We start from the raw sequence: 16,146 nt of genomic DNA, 5'->3' as shown, positions 1-16,146 counted from the left end.
GAGATGTAAAACACCTTCAATGAATAGTGGATGGGTGGCGAGAAACCGGGTTTTTCCCAGAATACTTCGCCACACCTCCTAGAAACTGCGAAAAACCAGGTTTCTTTTGTTTGTGCGCCGTCCTAAACCAGGGTTTTTCCGAGAATACTTCGTTATCATTAAACTAAAAACGCTATAATTATCACAATCAAAAACAGGTAAAAACGATTAGTTTACCAAGTTGCGGAGGTCGAAATTGCGATCGTGGCTGGTAAGTATCATTACAATGAGATGAAAGATTAACTATGAAAACCCCCGTTGAACTTAACGAAGAGTTGGTTAAAGAAGCCTTTCGCTTAACCAATTTCAAAACAGAAAAAGAACTGATTGACTTTGCTTTGCAAGAATTAATTCGCACCCGCAAAAAGCGGAACCTACTGGATTTAAGCGGACAAATTCAATTCTCGACTGACTACGATTATAAAGCCTTGCGGGAAAACAAAAATGTTTCTGATTGATACTTCCGTCTGGATCGGTGTTTTGCGCGACAAGACAGGTGTAGTACGCCAATCCTTGGAAGCAATAATTAATGATGAAAGTATTTTCCTAAACCGATTTACTCAGATGGAACTTTTGCAAGGTTGTCGAGATGAAAGGGAGTGGACACTATTAGAAACTTATCTCCAAGAACAAGACTACATCGAGTCTACGCCTAATACTTGGGTAGCGGCTGCTCGGATTTATTACGATTTGCAACGACAGGGGTTGACGGTTAGAAGTAGTATCGACTGCTGCATTGCCCAACTTGCGATCGAGCACCAACTTATTCTAGTTCATAACGATCGTGATTTTGAAACTATTCAGAAAGTGCGATCGCTCAATTGTTTGCGCTTCCGGCCTGACAATAATTAAAGATTAAAAAGTGAAAAACCCGGTTTCTTTGGTTTTCGGGTGGTCAGAAACCGCGTTTTTTGGCGATCGTACTGCGTCCTCACTCACCGAAAAAAGATTGACAGAGCTCCATAAGTAGTTCATTATAGCAACAGGAGGGATATTACCTCAGCTATTTTACCTCTGGCTGCTCACGACTCAGAGTAGGTCTTGGCACTTACATCTGTAGCTTGACATCTCTTCACCAGCGTTTTGTAACTTAAGTAGGTCAACATAGTGAAAACTCCCATTCAGAAAATCCTCTTTGGTAGTCCTGGAACTGGAAAAAGCTACAGAATTGATCGGGAAATTGTCCCGATTGATCTGAGAATAAAAAGTCCAGAGAATGTTATTAAAACAGTTTTCCATCCAGAGTACACTTATGGTGACTTCATGGGAAAACTGGTGCCGATTACTATCTCAAAAAAAGTTGAATATAACTTTTATGAAGGTCATTTTTTAAAAGCACTTGCACAATCTTACAAAAATCTTCTCTCTCATCAAGAAGGAGAAGAAGTTAAAAATGTAGCTTTAGTGATTGATGAAATAAATAGAGGTAATTCCTCAGCAATCTTTGGGACAGTTTTTCAACTTTTAGATCGGGCTGAAAATGGCTGGTCAGACTATGGAATAAATGTCTCTGATTTAGAATTACGAAAGATTGTTGATTTGATAGGCTTTGAAGAAGCGGGAACGGAAAAATCGGGAGAAGGACAAATACCAACTTATAAGTATGAAGGAAAAGGTCAAGCAAAAACTCTAGAAAAGCATCAAGATCTTTTGTCAAAAATTAACATCGAAATTCAAAACAATAAGATAATTGGTAGCTGTATTCGTATTCCTCCTAATCTTTCCATCCTAGCTACTATGAACACCTCTGACAATTCCATTTACTTTATGGATAGCGCCTTTAAACGACGTTGGGAGTGGGAATTTGTCAACTGGGATAAAAGTAAACCTCTTGCTGCAACATACGGTACAGCAGGTATTGTGGATAAGGATGAGTGGGAAGAGCTAATAAAAAAACTTAACAGCTTTATCAAAAGTCATCACACTTCCATTCGGGGAATTGAGGACAAGCAAATTGGCTATTACTTTATCAAACAGCCTGTAACGGCTGAACAGATACAAAATAAACTTATGTTCTTCCTATGGGATAGCGTTTTCAACCGTGACAAAAAACCCCTTGTGGATCTTTTGAAGGTAACAAGAGATGAACTCGTCACTTTCGGTGATTTCACTAAATTGCATAATGAGTTCATTGCAAACATAATGAATCTCAATGTTTGAATTGGTCTTAAGTCTCTACTTAAAAATAATAGCTTCTCTTTTTTGACACTCCATGTTTGATTTTTCAAGCTTTAAGTTGATTAAAAATTCCAATGACTTTTTTGTTGGAATCCGTAAATCTGCTTTAGAAGATGGTTATGAGTTTTGTCTGCCAAATGGCTTTGATAATTTTCCAGATGGTAACTTTAACGAGGTGCGGGATTTATTTTTCAAGATGTATCGCACTTTCCGCAAGTTTGAGAGAGACAATACAGGCACAAACCGATTCAACCTTAACAGATCCGACTTCCAGCAAGACCAAGATCAGACTACCCTTTCTGCTGGCGGAGTCAGTATGCAAACGGAAGATGGGGAAGTTTGTGTACTCTATAGCAAGATTAAAATGATCGAGCGGGTACTGGAAGCCTACGATGACCTTGCTATCAACTCAATCCAAAAGAAAGCCAGACGCAGTGAAGATATTGATTATTCTCAACTTTACAAATACTTAGATCGCGCTATCTACCTCGATAACGATGTAATTTACGTCGAGGCGATGGATTTACCACGTCCGACGGTGCGCTATGAAAGCACTGATATCGTGAACCTGTATTGTTATATACTCGATGAGATTGTACAGCAGTTGGATGGCGATGTGCCGGATAATATTCAAGCACACAGTCAAGATATTCGCTTCCTTGCTCAACGCTTCCAAGACGGCTACTTGACCAGCAATCAGTCAATTTTTGACAAAGACACTTTTGGCGAAACTATCAGCATTCTTAAAGAAGCGCTGGATAACATAGACAAAAATACTTATTATAAAGACGCTGACTATTGGGGACTTTATGAAGCTATTGAAATATTCTTATATGGCGAAATAAATCCCGATCAGAATGATGGTGACTACTGGGGAATAAAAGGGTTTTCTCTGGTTTGGGAGGATATGTGCAACACCTATTTCTTCAAAGAATACCCAGATAAAATTTGCTATGCAGATACCGATATACCTTTGAAAGATCCTCCCAATCCAGAATCTGAGAGGCAAGGTGAAGAACCAAAACGGGTTGGCAACCACCAAGCTAATCATGGAAACTACGGGTACGGTAATAAATGGATTTATAGGACAATATCGAATATTCCCTATCCTAAAAATCCCGGTAACTTCGGATGGAATGAACTACTTTGTATTGAGCTTGATACTCAACCGGGAACGCTGGTCTACTCAAACCCAAGGTATAATGAATTGGAAAACCGAGATAGAAGTAGGGCAATGCGCCGGTTTCCCCGTCCTGACTTAGTTCTTAAATTAGAAACACAAAATGGATTTAAACTAAGAATATTGGATTATAAGGATGTACCTCTTGACTTTTATCTGAATCCCTCATCGTCACCAAAATCGAAAAACAAATACAATAATGATATCTTCAAGCAGCTTACTTATGAATTTGCTCTCCAGCAAACCCATACTGTTGCAGAGAGTGTATTTTTTATTCCTTGGTATTACACAGCAGAACCTGAGCCTGATCCTTTGGGAGAAACTGAACAACAGCCAGAAATGAAAGGAATCAAAATATTTAAGGCTAACTTCTTTATTATCCAAAAGCTCTACCTGGAAAACTCATGAATCAGAAAATAAATATTATAGGAATTTGCCCTGAAACTCTACTTTTCCAAAGCAGTTATGTTCCTCTAATTTCATTTAAAGATGAAGAACAAAAAAAAGCTGCTGAGGATTACATAACTGGGGAAGCAAAGAAATTTTTTGATATATTGTTGCCCGATCAAGAAGTGAAACCACTAGCTTATCCAATGCTTATCACAGAATTGGACTTTCAAAAAATTGATATGAGGTATTTTTATGAAAATCTGTTCTACGATTTGGAGCGAAAGCCTGATGGAAAGTTAGAAGCAAAAATAAAATGGGGAATCACTTTTGATGAAAAATGCGCTCCTATTAACTTAGGTTATCTTAGCCCAAAATACGATGGCTATGAGCCTAAAATAAAATATACCAGTAGTGATGGTCGCCCATATCGTCGATATGGCACTATAGACATAAATGGAAATGCAATTTTTTACTACATTTACTTTACGCTTCAAGAAATACTGGACGAGATTAAACAATTACCAAACTCTTAAAAATCAATAGTCCGGACACTTTTTCTATGGGCAAATGGCTTATTCCCTAGGACTTTGAGGCGAGCGTGGATAATTAAATCAATGTCACGTCTACCCCTGACTTGCATTTAATTCTACTTTTTTGTGATCTTGCCCTGTAAGGCTTGTAGTATCGTTCCAAAAACTGTCCGGAGTATTGCAAAGTCATAGCCTTACCAACTCGTGACTACATCCAAAAAGGCAACCGCAATTTAATTAATGGCAGTGCGGTTTGAATATCTTGACCGATCGCACTTCACATCAAAAAGTACGATCGCAAACTGCGATTGAAAACAAAAACAACTGCCATCAGAACAATCACATTCCACAAACCAAAACTCATCACAAAAAACAATTGTAATTTACTGCTTAATGATATCACCACAAAAAAATCCACCAAAACACAACATTAAAGCCTCAAAAATCCACTCCAACTCCCCATCTCCAGCAAAATCTCTTTCCCCTCCTCTCTCCGCGTTCTCAGCGCCCTCTGCGGTTAATAAAAAAAAATCTCAGTGTCACACCCAAACATATGCGTTAACCTAGTTGACTACAGCTTGTACCGCACTCCCCAAGATAATCTATGCTTCTTGCCCGCATCCAAGAACTAGCCGCCACCCTCGCACCCCGCTTAATCGAAATTCGCCGCCACATCCACTCCCACCCCGAACTCAGCGGCCAAGAATATCAAACCGCCGCCTATGTAGCCGGAGTTCTCGCATCCAGCGGAGTCCGCGCCATAGAAGGAATCGGCAAAACAGGAGTGCTCGGCGAGCTCAAAGTTGACAGCAGCGAGTCCCGGTGGCTGGCAATTCGTACCGATATGGACGCTTTGCCAATTCAAGAACGTACTAACCTAGAATTTGCCTCCCGCAACGAGGGAGTGATGCACGCCTGCGGCCACGATATCCACACCACAGTCGGTTTGGGCGCGGCAATGATTTTGTCTAAGTTAAAAGAAAAATTGCCCGGTAACGTCCGCTTTTTGTTTCAGCCGGCGGAAGAGATTGCCCAAGGTGCTCAATGGATGATTAAAGATGGGGCGATGCAAGATGTTGACGGTATCCTCGGAGTGCACGTTTTTCCGACGATTCCCGGCGGTTGTGTCGGTATCCGCCACGGGGCCCTGACGGCGGCGGCGGATGACCTAGAAGTGATTGTAATGGGCGAATCCGGCCACGGTGCGCGTCCTCACGAGGCGATCGATGCAATTTGGATAGCTTCTCAAGTAATTACCAGTTTGCAGCAGGCAATTAGCCGGATGCAAAATCCTTTGAGGCCTGTGGTTTTGACGATCGGGCAAATTAGCGGCGGACGCGCGCCGAACGTGATTGCCGATCGAGTAAAATTATTGGGAACCGTGCGATCGCTCCATCCCGAAACCCACGAAAAACTACCGGCTTGGATCGAACAAATCGTTTCCAGCGTCTGCGCGACTTACGGCGCAAAATACGAACTCACCTACAAGCGCGGCGTGCCCGGAGTCCAAAACGACCCAAAACTGACGCAATTAGTCGAAACTGCAGCTTTAGAAGCTTTAGGTCGATCGCGCGTCCAAATTTTACCAGAACCATCCCTCGGCGCCGAAGATTTTTCAATGTATCTAGAACACGCACCGGGAACCATGTTTCGCTTAGGAGTGGGACTGACTGACAAACCCAACTATCCCCTCCACCACCCGCAGTTTGAGGTGGATGAAGCAGCTATAGTTACGGGCGCTGTCACCTTAGCCTATGCCGCCTGTCAGTATTGGAAACAGCAAGCAACTAAGGAATGAAAATTTAATAACTTAAGCGATTTCTCGTTACCAGGAAGAGCCTGGTAATGCAGGTGCGGAGGAAGAGCCTCCTTCTTTCTCGCAACTTACAGGATAGAGGGCTGTAGGAGGTGGTTAGGTTATTAAGTTTTCGATCCTAAGTAATATCCTTGCCGTTAAATTACCCAAAATTAACATAGGTTCGCAGTCAGAAATTCAGTTTTTTTCCAAATTAGAGGATTGAAGTCAGAACGATCGCATTAATCTTGTTGTTATCAATCCACCAGACACGATATTAGTTAGTGCAGTTTGGACAGTTTCAGGGCTTCTCACGGGAGGCTAGAAACCGGGTTTCTAGGAAATTGTGCGTTTAGTAGCGACAAATCACGCAAGAAACCCGGTTTCTGAGATCGCGACTAGCCCAAGTATATTGGCCTATCTTCGGCAATTCCCCTCTCCGCAGCCGCCAAATGTGCTAACGTACAATCAAAACTCCCCAAATTTCAACTATCTGGAGACAGATAACTGTGTTCGCTCAAACACCTCCAACTCCAAGTTACAAATGGCTTAGCTGCCTTTCTCGCACTGTATTCGCCGCATTGTGCCTGTTGCCGATTTTGGGCGCTGCGGGAAACGCCCAAAATCCCCAAAATAGACTCATCAAAATTGGTGTGGTGCAGCGGTTTGGTAATAAAGCCACCGACAAACTCACGCTGAAAGCATTACCGGGCGACAGCTTAACATTAAGTTACAAAACTCCTCAAGGGACAGAAACCAAAACTGCTCCCAGCATCAAGCTAGAAATTGCCAATAAACCCCTGCAATCGCCATTAGTAGAAGAACGAGTTGTTCTGAGTTCCCACCGCAGTTTTGAAAGCGCAGAAGATAGCGCCAATCAGTGGCGCGCTAAGGGTATTGATGTAGAAATTGCTCAACCTTTGCGCTGGCAAGTTTGGGCGAAAAGAGATATTTATAATTCTCCTATAGTGCGGCGCTGGCTGTTGCAAAGTTTGCAAGCTCAAGGTAACAAAACAGCTTTTTTAGATTCCAAAGTTATCAAACAAATACCCCAAGCATTTTGGATTTTAAATGGCTTTCGTTTCAACCGCAATGAGTTGGATGTGACGGCGGGCAAAAATACGATTGAGGTATTGGAAGAAACTACTCAAGAGGCGACAGCTACTGAACCCGAAAAAGTTCTTCAACAAACTCGCCGTTATGGTGGCAGTTTGCACCTGCAAAAAAATTCTTACGGCACTTATACTTTAGTTAATGAGGTGCAGACGGAAACTTATTTGCGGGGTGTTGTTCCTCACGAAATTGGGGCTTTTTCGCCTTACGCTTCGATTGTAGCTCAAACTATTTTAGCGAGAACCTACGCCCTGAGAAATTTGCGCCGGTTTGCTGTGGATAATTATGAGTTGTGCGCTGATGTTAACTGTCAGGTTTATAAAGGTGTGACGGAGGTTTATCCGCAAAGCGATAAGGCGATCGCCCAAACGAGCGGTTTGGTGCTAACTTATCAAAATCAGCTCGTAGACGCGCTCTATTCTGCGTCTAGCGGCGGCGTGACAGCTACTTTTGGCGATGTGTGGCACGGCCCGGAACGTCCATATTTGCGATCGATAATCGATTCCCCCAAGAACGTCTGGGATTTGTCAAAGCAGAGCTTGTCTGATGAAAACAACTTCCGCCGCTTTATGACTCTCAAAACAGGGTTTAATGAGGAAAAAGAAGACACTTTCCGCTGGCGCGAAGAAGTTTCTTTGACATCGATTGGGGCATTTCTCAAACAGTATCTTCAAAAGAAACAGCACCCGCTAGCTAATTTTAAAACTCTCACTCAGGTGGAAGTGGTGGAAAGGTCGCCCGCCGGTCGAGTTTTGCAAATGAAGGTTCAAACTGACTTGGGCTCCATCGATATCGAAAAAGATGAGATTCGCAATGCTTTTTACCCGCCGATTAGCACGCTTTTTTATCTAGAACCGATTTACAATCCAGACAAAACTCTCAACGGTTATGCTTTTGTCGGAGGCGGTTTCGGACACGGCGTGGGAATGAGTCAGACTGGTTCTTACAATTTAGCTAATTTGGGCTGGAGTGGCGATCGAATTCTGGGCTTTTATTTTCCCGGCGCTCAAGTTGTCCCCCTCAACGATTCCATTACATTTTGGCGGGAATAGTTTATTGAGACAATACGCTTGGGTGAAGACAGATCCCCCCTTAGCTTGCCCCCTACTCGACCCCTACTCCCCTTAAAAAGGGGAGTAGGGGGTGGGACAAGAAGTTACTCAAAGTCCCCCTTCTTAAGGGGGATGCGAGGGGGATCTCCGGGCGATAAACAGTGTTAACCCAAGCATATTGGTTTATAAGACAACACGCTTGGGACAAGAAAACCGGGCGATTTCAACCGCACGTCCGATCTTTATCGCCGTGTTTCAACGCAAAAACCCGGTTTCTTAACGTAATTAAGCTGAAATAGCTCAATTACGAAAACAAGAAACCGGGTTACTTAACGCATCGCGCCGAAAATCCTTACTTAGTAAAGAGATTCTTCTTGGTGAGTTTCGATCGTACAATCAGACTTAGGATAAGCGACGCAGGTCAAAACAAATCCGGCTTCGATTTGGTCGTCATCCAAGAAAGATTGGTCAGATTGGTCAATTTCGCCTGATGTGATTTTGCCGGCGCAGGTGGAGCAAGCTCCAGCGCGGCAAGAATACGGGAGGTCGAGTCCTGCTTCTTCGGCAGCATCTAGAATGTAAGTATCGTCATCAACGTCAATGGTCTGGTTGATTCCTTCGGCTTCGCTGATGAGGGTAACTTTGTAAGTTGCCATGCACTAATCCTCTCAAAAATTCAACAATATTGATAATTTTTCCTAATGCAACCTTCAAGGCTATATGAGCTCTGAGATTAACTCTTAGGTTCGTTCCCTTTATGATATTAGGGGAAAGAAGCAAGCTTGCAACACTCATTTACAAAAAATTTGAATGGGATTCGTTATAACTTTTTCTAATTTCATCTTGATTACTTATACCTATGCGCGGCTCAGCCTTGTGATACTGTTGCTGCAAGACTTACGCAAAATAACCGGGTTTCTCTTAAAAATCCTGTTTTGAGCCCTACAGTCCAAATAACCGTTTTTTGCTATGGGGTTTGTCGATCGACTTTCCGCAAAGCTTGCTTGAGTTGGTCTTCTGTGCCTAAAATTTGGGCAATAAAACCCTAAACCCCTACACCGCAAGTCTGTAACTATCTAAAATCTAAATCCTATGACTCAAATTAATGCTGGCTTTGGTTTTTCCCTAAATTCCCCAATTCGCGTCGGGATTGTGGGTACTGGCTTTGCGGCTAAGTTGAGAGCCGAGACGCTGGTAGCTGACGCGCGATCGAACTTGGTAGCAGTTGCGGGGCACAACCAGGAGACAACCGCAGCATTTTGCCAAACTTTCGGCGCCGAAGCTGCGGTTTCTTGGCGCAAGCTGGTAGAAAGAGACGATTTAGATTTGGTAATTGTCTGTACGGTGAACCGCGATCACGGGGCGATCGTCCTCGCCGCCCTGGAAAATGACAAGCACGTTGTGGTGGAATATCCTCTATCTTTAGAACTATCTGAGGGCGAAAGGGCGATCGAACTTGCCGCCCAAAAGCAAAAACTCCTCCACATCGAACACATCGAATTGTTAGGCGGTTTGCACTCCTCAATCAAAGAATCTTTGCCATTAGTCGGTAAAGTTTTTTATGCCCGCTACGTTACAATTACCTCTCAGCGTTCAGTACCTAAGCGCTGGACTTTTCAACATTCCCTATTTGGTTTTCCATTAATCGGTGCAATTTCTCGACTGCACCGATTTACAGACTTGTTCGGAGAAGTGACAAGCGTTAACTGTCAAACTCAATTTTGGGACACTCAGCCGGATTTCTACAAAGCTTGTTTGTGCAACGCACAGTTACGCTTCACCAATGGCGTTCTCGCGGAAGCTGTTTACGGAAAAGGAGAGACTTTTTGGCAGTCGGAAAACATTTTTACCATCTACGGAGAAGCAGGAACACTGGTTTTTACTCCCGAATCCGGTCAATTAATTCAAGGAGAAAATCGACAAACCATCAAAGTAGGAACGCGGCGCGGTTTGTTTGCCAAAGATACCGAGGTGGTGTTAGACTGTTTGCTAAACGGTACGCCGTTGTATGTCAATAATACAAGTAGCTTGTACGCTTTGAAGGTGGCGGATGCTGCGAAGCGATCGAGCGAAACTAATCAAAAATTGGCGATCGACAATTCATAACTATTCCGATCAAACGGCGGTTGAAATCATGTTTATACAAACTTTCCTCTCTCTCAGTAGACTGCATTAAACAACGTAATTTTAATTGCCTGCTATTCAACCAGCGGAGGCTAGTTTTATCTGTATAGTAGCGGTATCAACCGCCGAGCGTTATCTGACCTAACAAATATATTAAAAATGAAATTACCCTGGAACTCTCATCAATTTGAGCCAGAAACAATTGGGCTAGTTTACGGTTTTCTAGGCGTAGTTGGTTTCAGCTTAACACTTCCAGGAACCAGAGCTGCAGTACAGGATTTAGACCCTATTATTGTAGGTTTAGGGCGCGGATTAGTAGCAGCTATACTAGCAGCCTTTACTCTGCGGATAACGCATCAACCAATTCCCTCCAAACCGCAATTGTGGAGTTTATTAATGGTCGGATTGGGAGTTGTTTTGGGATTTCCGCTATTATCAGCTTGGGCAATGCAGCAAGTACCGGCAGCCCACGGTGCTGTGGTATTAGGATTGTTGCCCTTAGCAACAGCAGTAGGGGGAGTTTTGCGATCGGGCGATCGCCCATCTTCTAGTTTTTGGATTGCTAGTATCGCCGGGAGTCTAACCGTCGTTGGTTTTGGAATTATTACTGGTGCAGGGCAACTCCAAGCCGCAGATCTAGCTTTATTTGCATCAGTCATTGCTGCTGCTTTTGGTTACGCCGAAGGTGGGCAATTAGCTAAGACTTTAGGCGGATGGCAAGTTATTAGTTGGGCATTGATCATTATCGCTCCCTTCGAGATTTTGCCTACAATATTTGTAGTCATACAACATGGATTAATAGCTGCACCGACGGCATGGTTGGGTTTTGCCTATGTGAGTATTATCAGTCAATTTGTAGCATTTTTTGCCTGGTATCAAGGGATGGCTATTGCCGGAGTTGCCAGGGTAGGGCAAATTCAGTTATTGCAACCATTTTTGACTATTCTAGCATCGGCAATTTTGCTTGGTGAAACTATAGAACCGATCGCCCTAGGCAGCGCTTGTTTAGTTGTGATCTGTGTAGCAGTAGGGAAAAAAGCATCAATTCAGCAAGCAGCCGATTTGTGATGCGAACTAATTTTTTTGTGGTTTTTCAAAGCTTAAATTAGCTCAAGTGCGAGGTGCACCCTAGATTCATGTAATGCTGATATATCGAGGCTGATTTTTGACTCTACCGATCCAATTTTGAATTGCCGGAAACCGAGTCAAATCAAATCCGCCTTCGCCAGCAACGTGAGTGTAAGCAAATAAACCGATATCAGCAATAGAATAGCGATCGCCTACAAAAAAGTCATTTTTTTCTAAATGCTGTTCCATCACCCCCAAAGCGGCATAACCGGGCGCTTTTTTTTGTTGAAGTGCTGCTTGATATTCCTCAGCTTTTCCCAACACAGAAATCCAAAATCTGGAAGTTGCAATGTAAGGTTCGTGACTGTACTGTTCAAAAAACAACCATTGCATCACTTGAGCCCGTTCAAATTTATCGTTGGGGAAAAACTCAGTTTTTTCGCTCAAGTAAAACATAATCGCATTGGATTCAAACAGAAACTTACCCGGTGCAATCTCTAAAACAGGAATGCGGCCGTTAGGGTTTTTGACCAAAAATTCGGGTGTCCGACTTTCTTTTTGGAGAATATTAATTTCAGTGCGATCGAACGGAATATTGAGCTGAGTTAAAAGCAAGCGAACTTTGTAGCAATTGCCTGACGGAGAATATTCGTAAAGTTTAAACACGAGTCTTGAGGAGATTTTATGGTGTTAAATTATATCATAAATTCATAGAATTTAGGCACAATTAGTTAACTGTTGTTTGCTAAGATTATTTAGGCGACTTTGGGCGATCGCAAAAACCAGCCACTTCAGCCAGCGTATAAAGCGGCCTCCCCTTCACCTCCTCGTAAATCCGCCCGATATACTGACCCAAAATCCCAATACTCACCAACTGCACCGCACCCAAAAAGAAAATTGCCATAATGATAATTGTCAAACCAGTTAAGGCCGTACTCGGAGAGAAAAGACGCCAGTACAAAACCAAAAAAGCCATTAAAATAGACACCAAAGCCGAAAACAAACCCAAATAAATCGACAGTTGCAGAGGCACTTTTGAAAAAGAAACTAAACCGTTCATCGCCAAAGCAAAAGATTTGCTGAAAGTATACTTAACATCGCCAGCAAAACGCGGATCTCGTTCAAACTTAACAGCAGTTTGTTTGAAACCAATCCAAGCGCGCAGCCCCCGAATATAACGGTTGCGTTCCGGCATTGCGTTGAGCACATCCACCACGCACCTATCCATCAAACAAAAATCCCCCGTATCTATCGGAATATCAACATCAGCCAGATTCCGCAAAATGCGATAATACATATAAGCTGGCAACCGCTTAAACCAACTTTCTTGACGGCGATGAGTGCGCTGGGCATAAACAACTTGATACCCGCTGCGCCACTGTTCTATCATCTCTAAAATCAGTTCTGGCGGGTCTTGCAAATCGCCGTCCATGATGACTGCAACTTGACCAGTAGAAAAATTTAAACCAGCGGTTACAGCTATTTGGTGGCCGAAATTGCGGGCAAAACTGAGGTAACAAATTCGCGAGTCTTGTTCGTGCAATTCTCGCAAAATGTCGAGAGAGCGATCGCGACTACCATCATTGATTAAAATTAATTCCACTGGCCCGTCCAGGCGCTCCATCACCCCACTAATTCGCCGGTACAATTCAGGGAGATTTTCTTCTTCGTTATAGATGGGAATTATTAAGGAATATTTAGGTCTATTTTTCATCTGACTTTCTGTTGTATAATCAGGGGTTAAACAGTTAAATCAACAGTTTATTTTTTCACAAACACGCTCAGCGGCTCCATCGACCATTTTTGTATGTAAGTTTGATTTTTGACTATTATCTCTTTTGCTTGTTTGCCGTCATTTTTTGTAGGAGAGTAAATTATCGCACAAGGGATAAAACTTTTGTAAGGTTCCGAGTTGAGTTTTTGCTTAACAATAGGATCAATCGTCGAAATGTGTTCGATGCGAGGTGCTGGTTTTCCCGGCTCTGGAAGCATTACCCATAAGGGATATTCCCAGACACTTTTAGCCCAAAATGACAGTCCTATGTTGGTGCAGTTTTGAGATTTCACAAAATCTACTGCTTTATTGTGCGGCACCTCGATCTTCGGCCGATTGGTAAAGTAAAGCTCGTGTCTACTGCTATTAAAAATGTTACTATCTCCCAGGAGAGGTCTAAATTGGTTGTAAAAAATCCAAGGTAGCGACATGACAATCAGAATCGTAGCCAGATAATTTGCTATTTTTTGATTTGATAATTGCGATAATGCTAATCCAAATATGGGCGAAAACAATACAAATATTGACAGGTGGTGGCGGCCATGCCAAGGCTGCAATTTAAGGATAAGACATAGCAGTAAAAATGTCATTATTACAGAAATTAAATAAGTTACTACTATTTTTGTTTTTCTTAAATTTGGGGTTTTAAATATAAGTGCGATGGCGGCAAATGTCAGCCAGAAGTGAATGGGATTGGTAGCTGTGTTTTCATTAAATGACGGTGTGGCGATCGCAAATACCTGTCCGGGAGGCCAAGTGATGCGCGGGTCGTTTGTCGCTACGCCCAGTATTCGGTGCAGCACGTTAATCAGTCCCACAATCGCACCGTTAATTCTGGAAATCCTCGTGCCGGCTTGCATACCTAAGTTTCTAATGACATTTGACAGGAACGTTGGCAGCGTAATTGCTTCAATTTTATATTCTTTAGTAAAACTTTCAGGCGCTCCGATCGCATAACCGAACAGATCGTAATTTCGCCAAAAATGACCAAAGTTTATCAGAAAAGTTACAGTGGCTATAATCAATATTGGTTGGAGCATTTTCCCCCGAAAGCCTTTAATTCCTCCGACAATAAACCAAACAATAAAAGGCAAACAAAATATATAAGCGGTCGTTTTTGTCAAGAGAGCTAGACCCAAACTCGCACCGATTTGGAAAGTATTAAATCCCGTGATTCCGGCCCAGAGTCCTGCTAAACCGCAGCAAACAAAACACACAACCCAGAAACACACAGCATAATCGTTTTGAGTGCTAGAACCCTGGAGGATACCCATCGGCAAAGTCGCAGCAAAGACTGCTGCAAAAACTTGACCCCGCAGATTAGCACCTAGTTGCTTGGCAATTAAAGAAACTGCGATCGCGCTGCCCACCATACTCAACCACTGTACCAAATTAGCAAAGCGATCGCCTCCGCTTAAAATCTGAAAGTGCATAATCGCAAACTCAGCCCCCGGCGGGTGATACAACTGCGGCACGTAAGAAGTCGGATAATGCTCGACACTGCGGTTTTGCATCCAGTGAGCAACCCGGCTCATGTGATAAGTCATCGAATCCCAATTGTTAGGCGGTGCAACTACAGCAATCAAACCCACCCCAGCAAAAATAAACAATACACCGCCTAGCAACCCCGCTAAGACAGTAGAAAATTCCTCGTCTTGACTTTTCTCAAAACTTAGTTTGACAGGTTTATATTTTAGATAAACCATCAAACCTAGAATATTTGCTAGCAACCACAGCCCCAACACCCACTCAAAAGTCAGCAACCTAAATAAACTTAAAATTTCGGTAGATAAAGCAACAATAACTCCCCAAACAATTGCTGCGGATAGAATAGCGCTGCGCCAACAATTATCTATTTGCTTAAATTTGAGGAACAAAATGCCTAGAGCCACCAATGGAATCAAGCCGAATATATCTGTTATCATAGATGTCGAGCCGCACTTTAAAAGTTATCAGAAAGAATTGGTTTAAAGCCGGAATCCTGATCGGGATCAATTAAAATCAGACTATTTATTACTCCAATCCTCTTCCTTCTTTTGTCAAGTGCTGTCAACTGTCAACTGTCAACTGTCAACTGAATGAACACCATCACCGATAAATAAAAAAATATGACAAATTCTAAGTATCTGTGGCAAGCCAATCAAGACTTAAGCGCAGCTTGTCTGAAACATCCCTTTGTCAGAGGCATTGCTGAGGGCAGCCTCCCCCAAAATAGTTTTGCATATTACGTTGCACAAGACGCATTTTTTCTGAGAGCATTTGCCCGGGCTTACAGTATCGCTGCGGCAAAAGCATCCGACTGGGATGGGTTTGAAATCCTCCACAATCTGGGCAGCGGCGTTTTAGAAGAACTTCGCTTACACCAAGGATATGCAGCGAAATGGGGTGTAAATTTGCAAGAGGCTAAACCGGGAAGTGCTACCCGCCGCTACACGGATTTTTTATTAGCAACAGCCTGGGGAAGCGGTGTCGGTTTGACAGTAGTGGCGATGACTCCTTGCTTGCGGTTGTATGCTTTTTTGGGACAGCAGCTAGCTCAACCTAATATACCGGAACACGCCTTGAGCGAGTGGATTTCTACCTATAGCAGCCCTGAGTTTGAGATTTTAGCAAAACAATTGGAAAGTTTGGTCGATCGCTATGCTGACACAACGCCGGAAGTAGAATCAACCTATCGCTACGCTATGCTGTGCGAAAGAGACTTTTTTCAGGCAGCGTGGGAAATATCGTATCATTGTTCTACCCAAAAGTAGACCAGCACTAATGCACCCAAAAATGCCAAAGAGTTAATTCATACCCTTGCTACTTCCACTGGTATTCCGAAAGTCATCAATCCGCGCATGAGTAAAGAAAATAGCGGATAAAAAGCTACAGAATTATGATCCCCGTTATTTGCGTAGCTG

14 protein-coding genes are annotated in these 16,146 nt (G+C 42.9%); 10 read left to right on the top strand and 4 right to left on the bottom strand.

The genetic code is table 11. The features are described from left to right. Nucleotides 1–284: 284 nt before the first annotated feature. From QUB13_RS24125 to QUB13_RS24095, 7 genes are all read left to right on the top strand, one after another. Nucleotides 285–497, top strand: a complete 213-nt coding sequence (locus QUB13_RS24125; RefSeq protein WP_333365887.1) for a type II toxin-antitoxin system VapB family antitoxin — start codon at nucleotides 285–287, stop codon at nucleotides 495–497. Next, nucleotides 484–891, top strand: a complete 408-nt coding sequence (vapC, locus tag QUB13_RS24120) for a type II toxin-antitoxin system VapC family toxin (protein ID WP_333385813.1) — start codon at nucleotides 484–486, stop codon at nucleotides 889–891. The genes QUB13_RS24125 and vapC overlap by 14 nt, the downstream gene beginning before the upstream one ends. Before the next feature lie 255 nt (nucleotides 892–1,146). Continuing rightward, complete coding sequence (locus tag QUB13_RS24115; protein WP_333385812.1) at nucleotides 1,147–2,199, top strand: restriction endonuclease; 1,053 nt, start codon at nucleotides 1,147–1,149, stop codon at nucleotides 2,197–2,199. 52 nt (nucleotides 2,200–2,251) lie between these two features. Then, nucleotides 2,252–3,805 carry a hypothetical protein gene (locus QUB13_RS24110; RefSeq protein ID WP_333385809.1) on the top strand — a complete coding sequence of 518 codons (1,554 nt, stop codon included), beginning with the start codon at nucleotides 2,252–2,254 and terminating at the stop codon, nucleotides 3,803–3,805. Further along, nucleotides 3,802–4,320, top strand: coding sequence for a hypothetical protein (locus QUB13_RS24105; protein WP_333385806.1), 519 nt, complete (start codon nucleotides 3,802–3,804; stop codon nucleotides 4,318–4,320). The genes QUB13_RS24110 and QUB13_RS24105 overlap by 4 nt, the downstream gene beginning before the upstream one ends. Before the next feature lie 601 nt (nucleotides 4,321–4,921). Next, nucleotides 4,922–6,115 carry a M20 family metallopeptidase gene (locus QUB13_RS24100; protein WP_333385803.1) on the top strand — a complete coding sequence of 398 codons (1,194 nt, stop codon included), beginning with the start codon at nucleotides 4,922–4,924 and terminating at the stop codon, nucleotides 6,113–6,115. Between the two features lie 506 nt (nucleotides 6,116–6,621). Then, nucleotides 6,622–8,277, top strand: a complete 1,656-nt coding sequence (locus tag QUB13_RS24095; protein WP_333385800.1) for a SpoIID/LytB domain-containing protein — start codon at nucleotides 6,622–6,624, stop codon at nucleotides 8,275–8,277. Nucleotides 8,278–8,633: 356 nt separating this feature from the next. Here the strand turns inward: QUB13_RS24095 and QUB13_RS24090 are convergent, their stop codons facing one another. Beyond that, nucleotides 8,634–8,933 (bottom strand): ferredoxin, encoded by a 300-nt coding sequence (locus tag QUB13_RS24090; RefSeq protein ID WP_193971396.1) that lies wholly within the window; start codon nucleotides 8,931–8,933, stop codon nucleotides 8,634–8,636. Between the two features lie 436 nt (nucleotides 8,934–9,369). Here QUB13_RS24090 and QUB13_RS24085 point away from each other — a divergent pair, with 436 nt between their 5' ends. Together QUB13_RS24085 and QUB13_RS24080 are read left to right on the top strand one after the other, a co-directional pair. Further along, nucleotides 9,370–10,383 (top strand): Gfo/Idh/MocA family protein, encoded by a 1,014-nt coding sequence (locus QUB13_RS24085; RefSeq protein WP_333385797.1) that lies wholly within the window; start codon nucleotides 9,370–9,372, stop codon nucleotides 10,381–10,383. 177 nt (nucleotides 10,384–10,560) lie between these two features. Then, nucleotides 10,561–11,469, top strand: coding sequence for a DMT family transporter (locus QUB13_RS24080; protein WP_333385792.1), 909 nt, complete (start codon nucleotides 10,561–10,563; stop codon nucleotides 11,467–11,469). Between the two features lie 66 nt (nucleotides 11,470–11,535). Here the strand turns inward: QUB13_RS24080 and QUB13_RS24075 are convergent, their stop codons facing one another. The 3 genes from QUB13_RS24075 to QUB13_RS24065 all read right to left on the bottom strand — a co-directional run bounded on the left by QUB13_RS24075 (nucleotide 11,536) and on the right by QUB13_RS24065 (nucleotide 15,168). After that, on the bottom strand, nucleotides 11,536–12,135 hold the full coding sequence (locus QUB13_RS24075; RefSeq protein ID WP_333385790.1) for a glutathione S-transferase family protein: 600 nt from the start codon (nucleotides 12,133–12,135) through the stop codon (nucleotides 11,536–11,538). An 85-nt stretch (nucleotides 12,136–12,220) separates the two neighbouring features. Next, nucleotides 12,221–13,183 (bottom strand): glycosyltransferase family 2 protein, encoded by a 963-nt coding sequence (locus tag QUB13_RS24070; RefSeq protein ID WP_333385786.1) that lies wholly within the window; start codon nucleotides 13,181–13,183, stop codon nucleotides 12,221–12,223. Between the two features lie 47 nt (nucleotides 13,184–13,230). Continuing rightward, nucleotides 13,231–15,168, bottom strand: coding sequence for an ArnT family glycosyltransferase (locus tag QUB13_RS24065; RefSeq protein WP_333385783.1), 1,938 nt, complete (start codon nucleotides 15,166–15,168; stop codon nucleotides 13,231–13,233). Between the two features lie 183 nt (nucleotides 15,169–15,351). Here QUB13_RS24065 and QUB13_RS24060 point away from each other — a divergent pair, with 183 nt between their 5' ends. Beyond that, entirely contained in the window at nucleotides 15,352–15,996 is a 645-nt protein-coding gene (locus QUB13_RS24060) for a TenA family protein (RefSeq protein WP_333385781.1), read from the top strand. Nucleotides 15,997–16,146: the final 150 nt, after the last annotated feature.

This window comes from Microcoleus sp. B4-D4 (assembly GCF_036705185.1).
GTDB lineage: Bacteria > Cyanobacteriota > Cyanobacteriia > Cyanobacteriales > Microcoleaceae > Microcoleus.
This window is presented reverse-complemented; position numbering and strand designations above follow the sequence as displayed.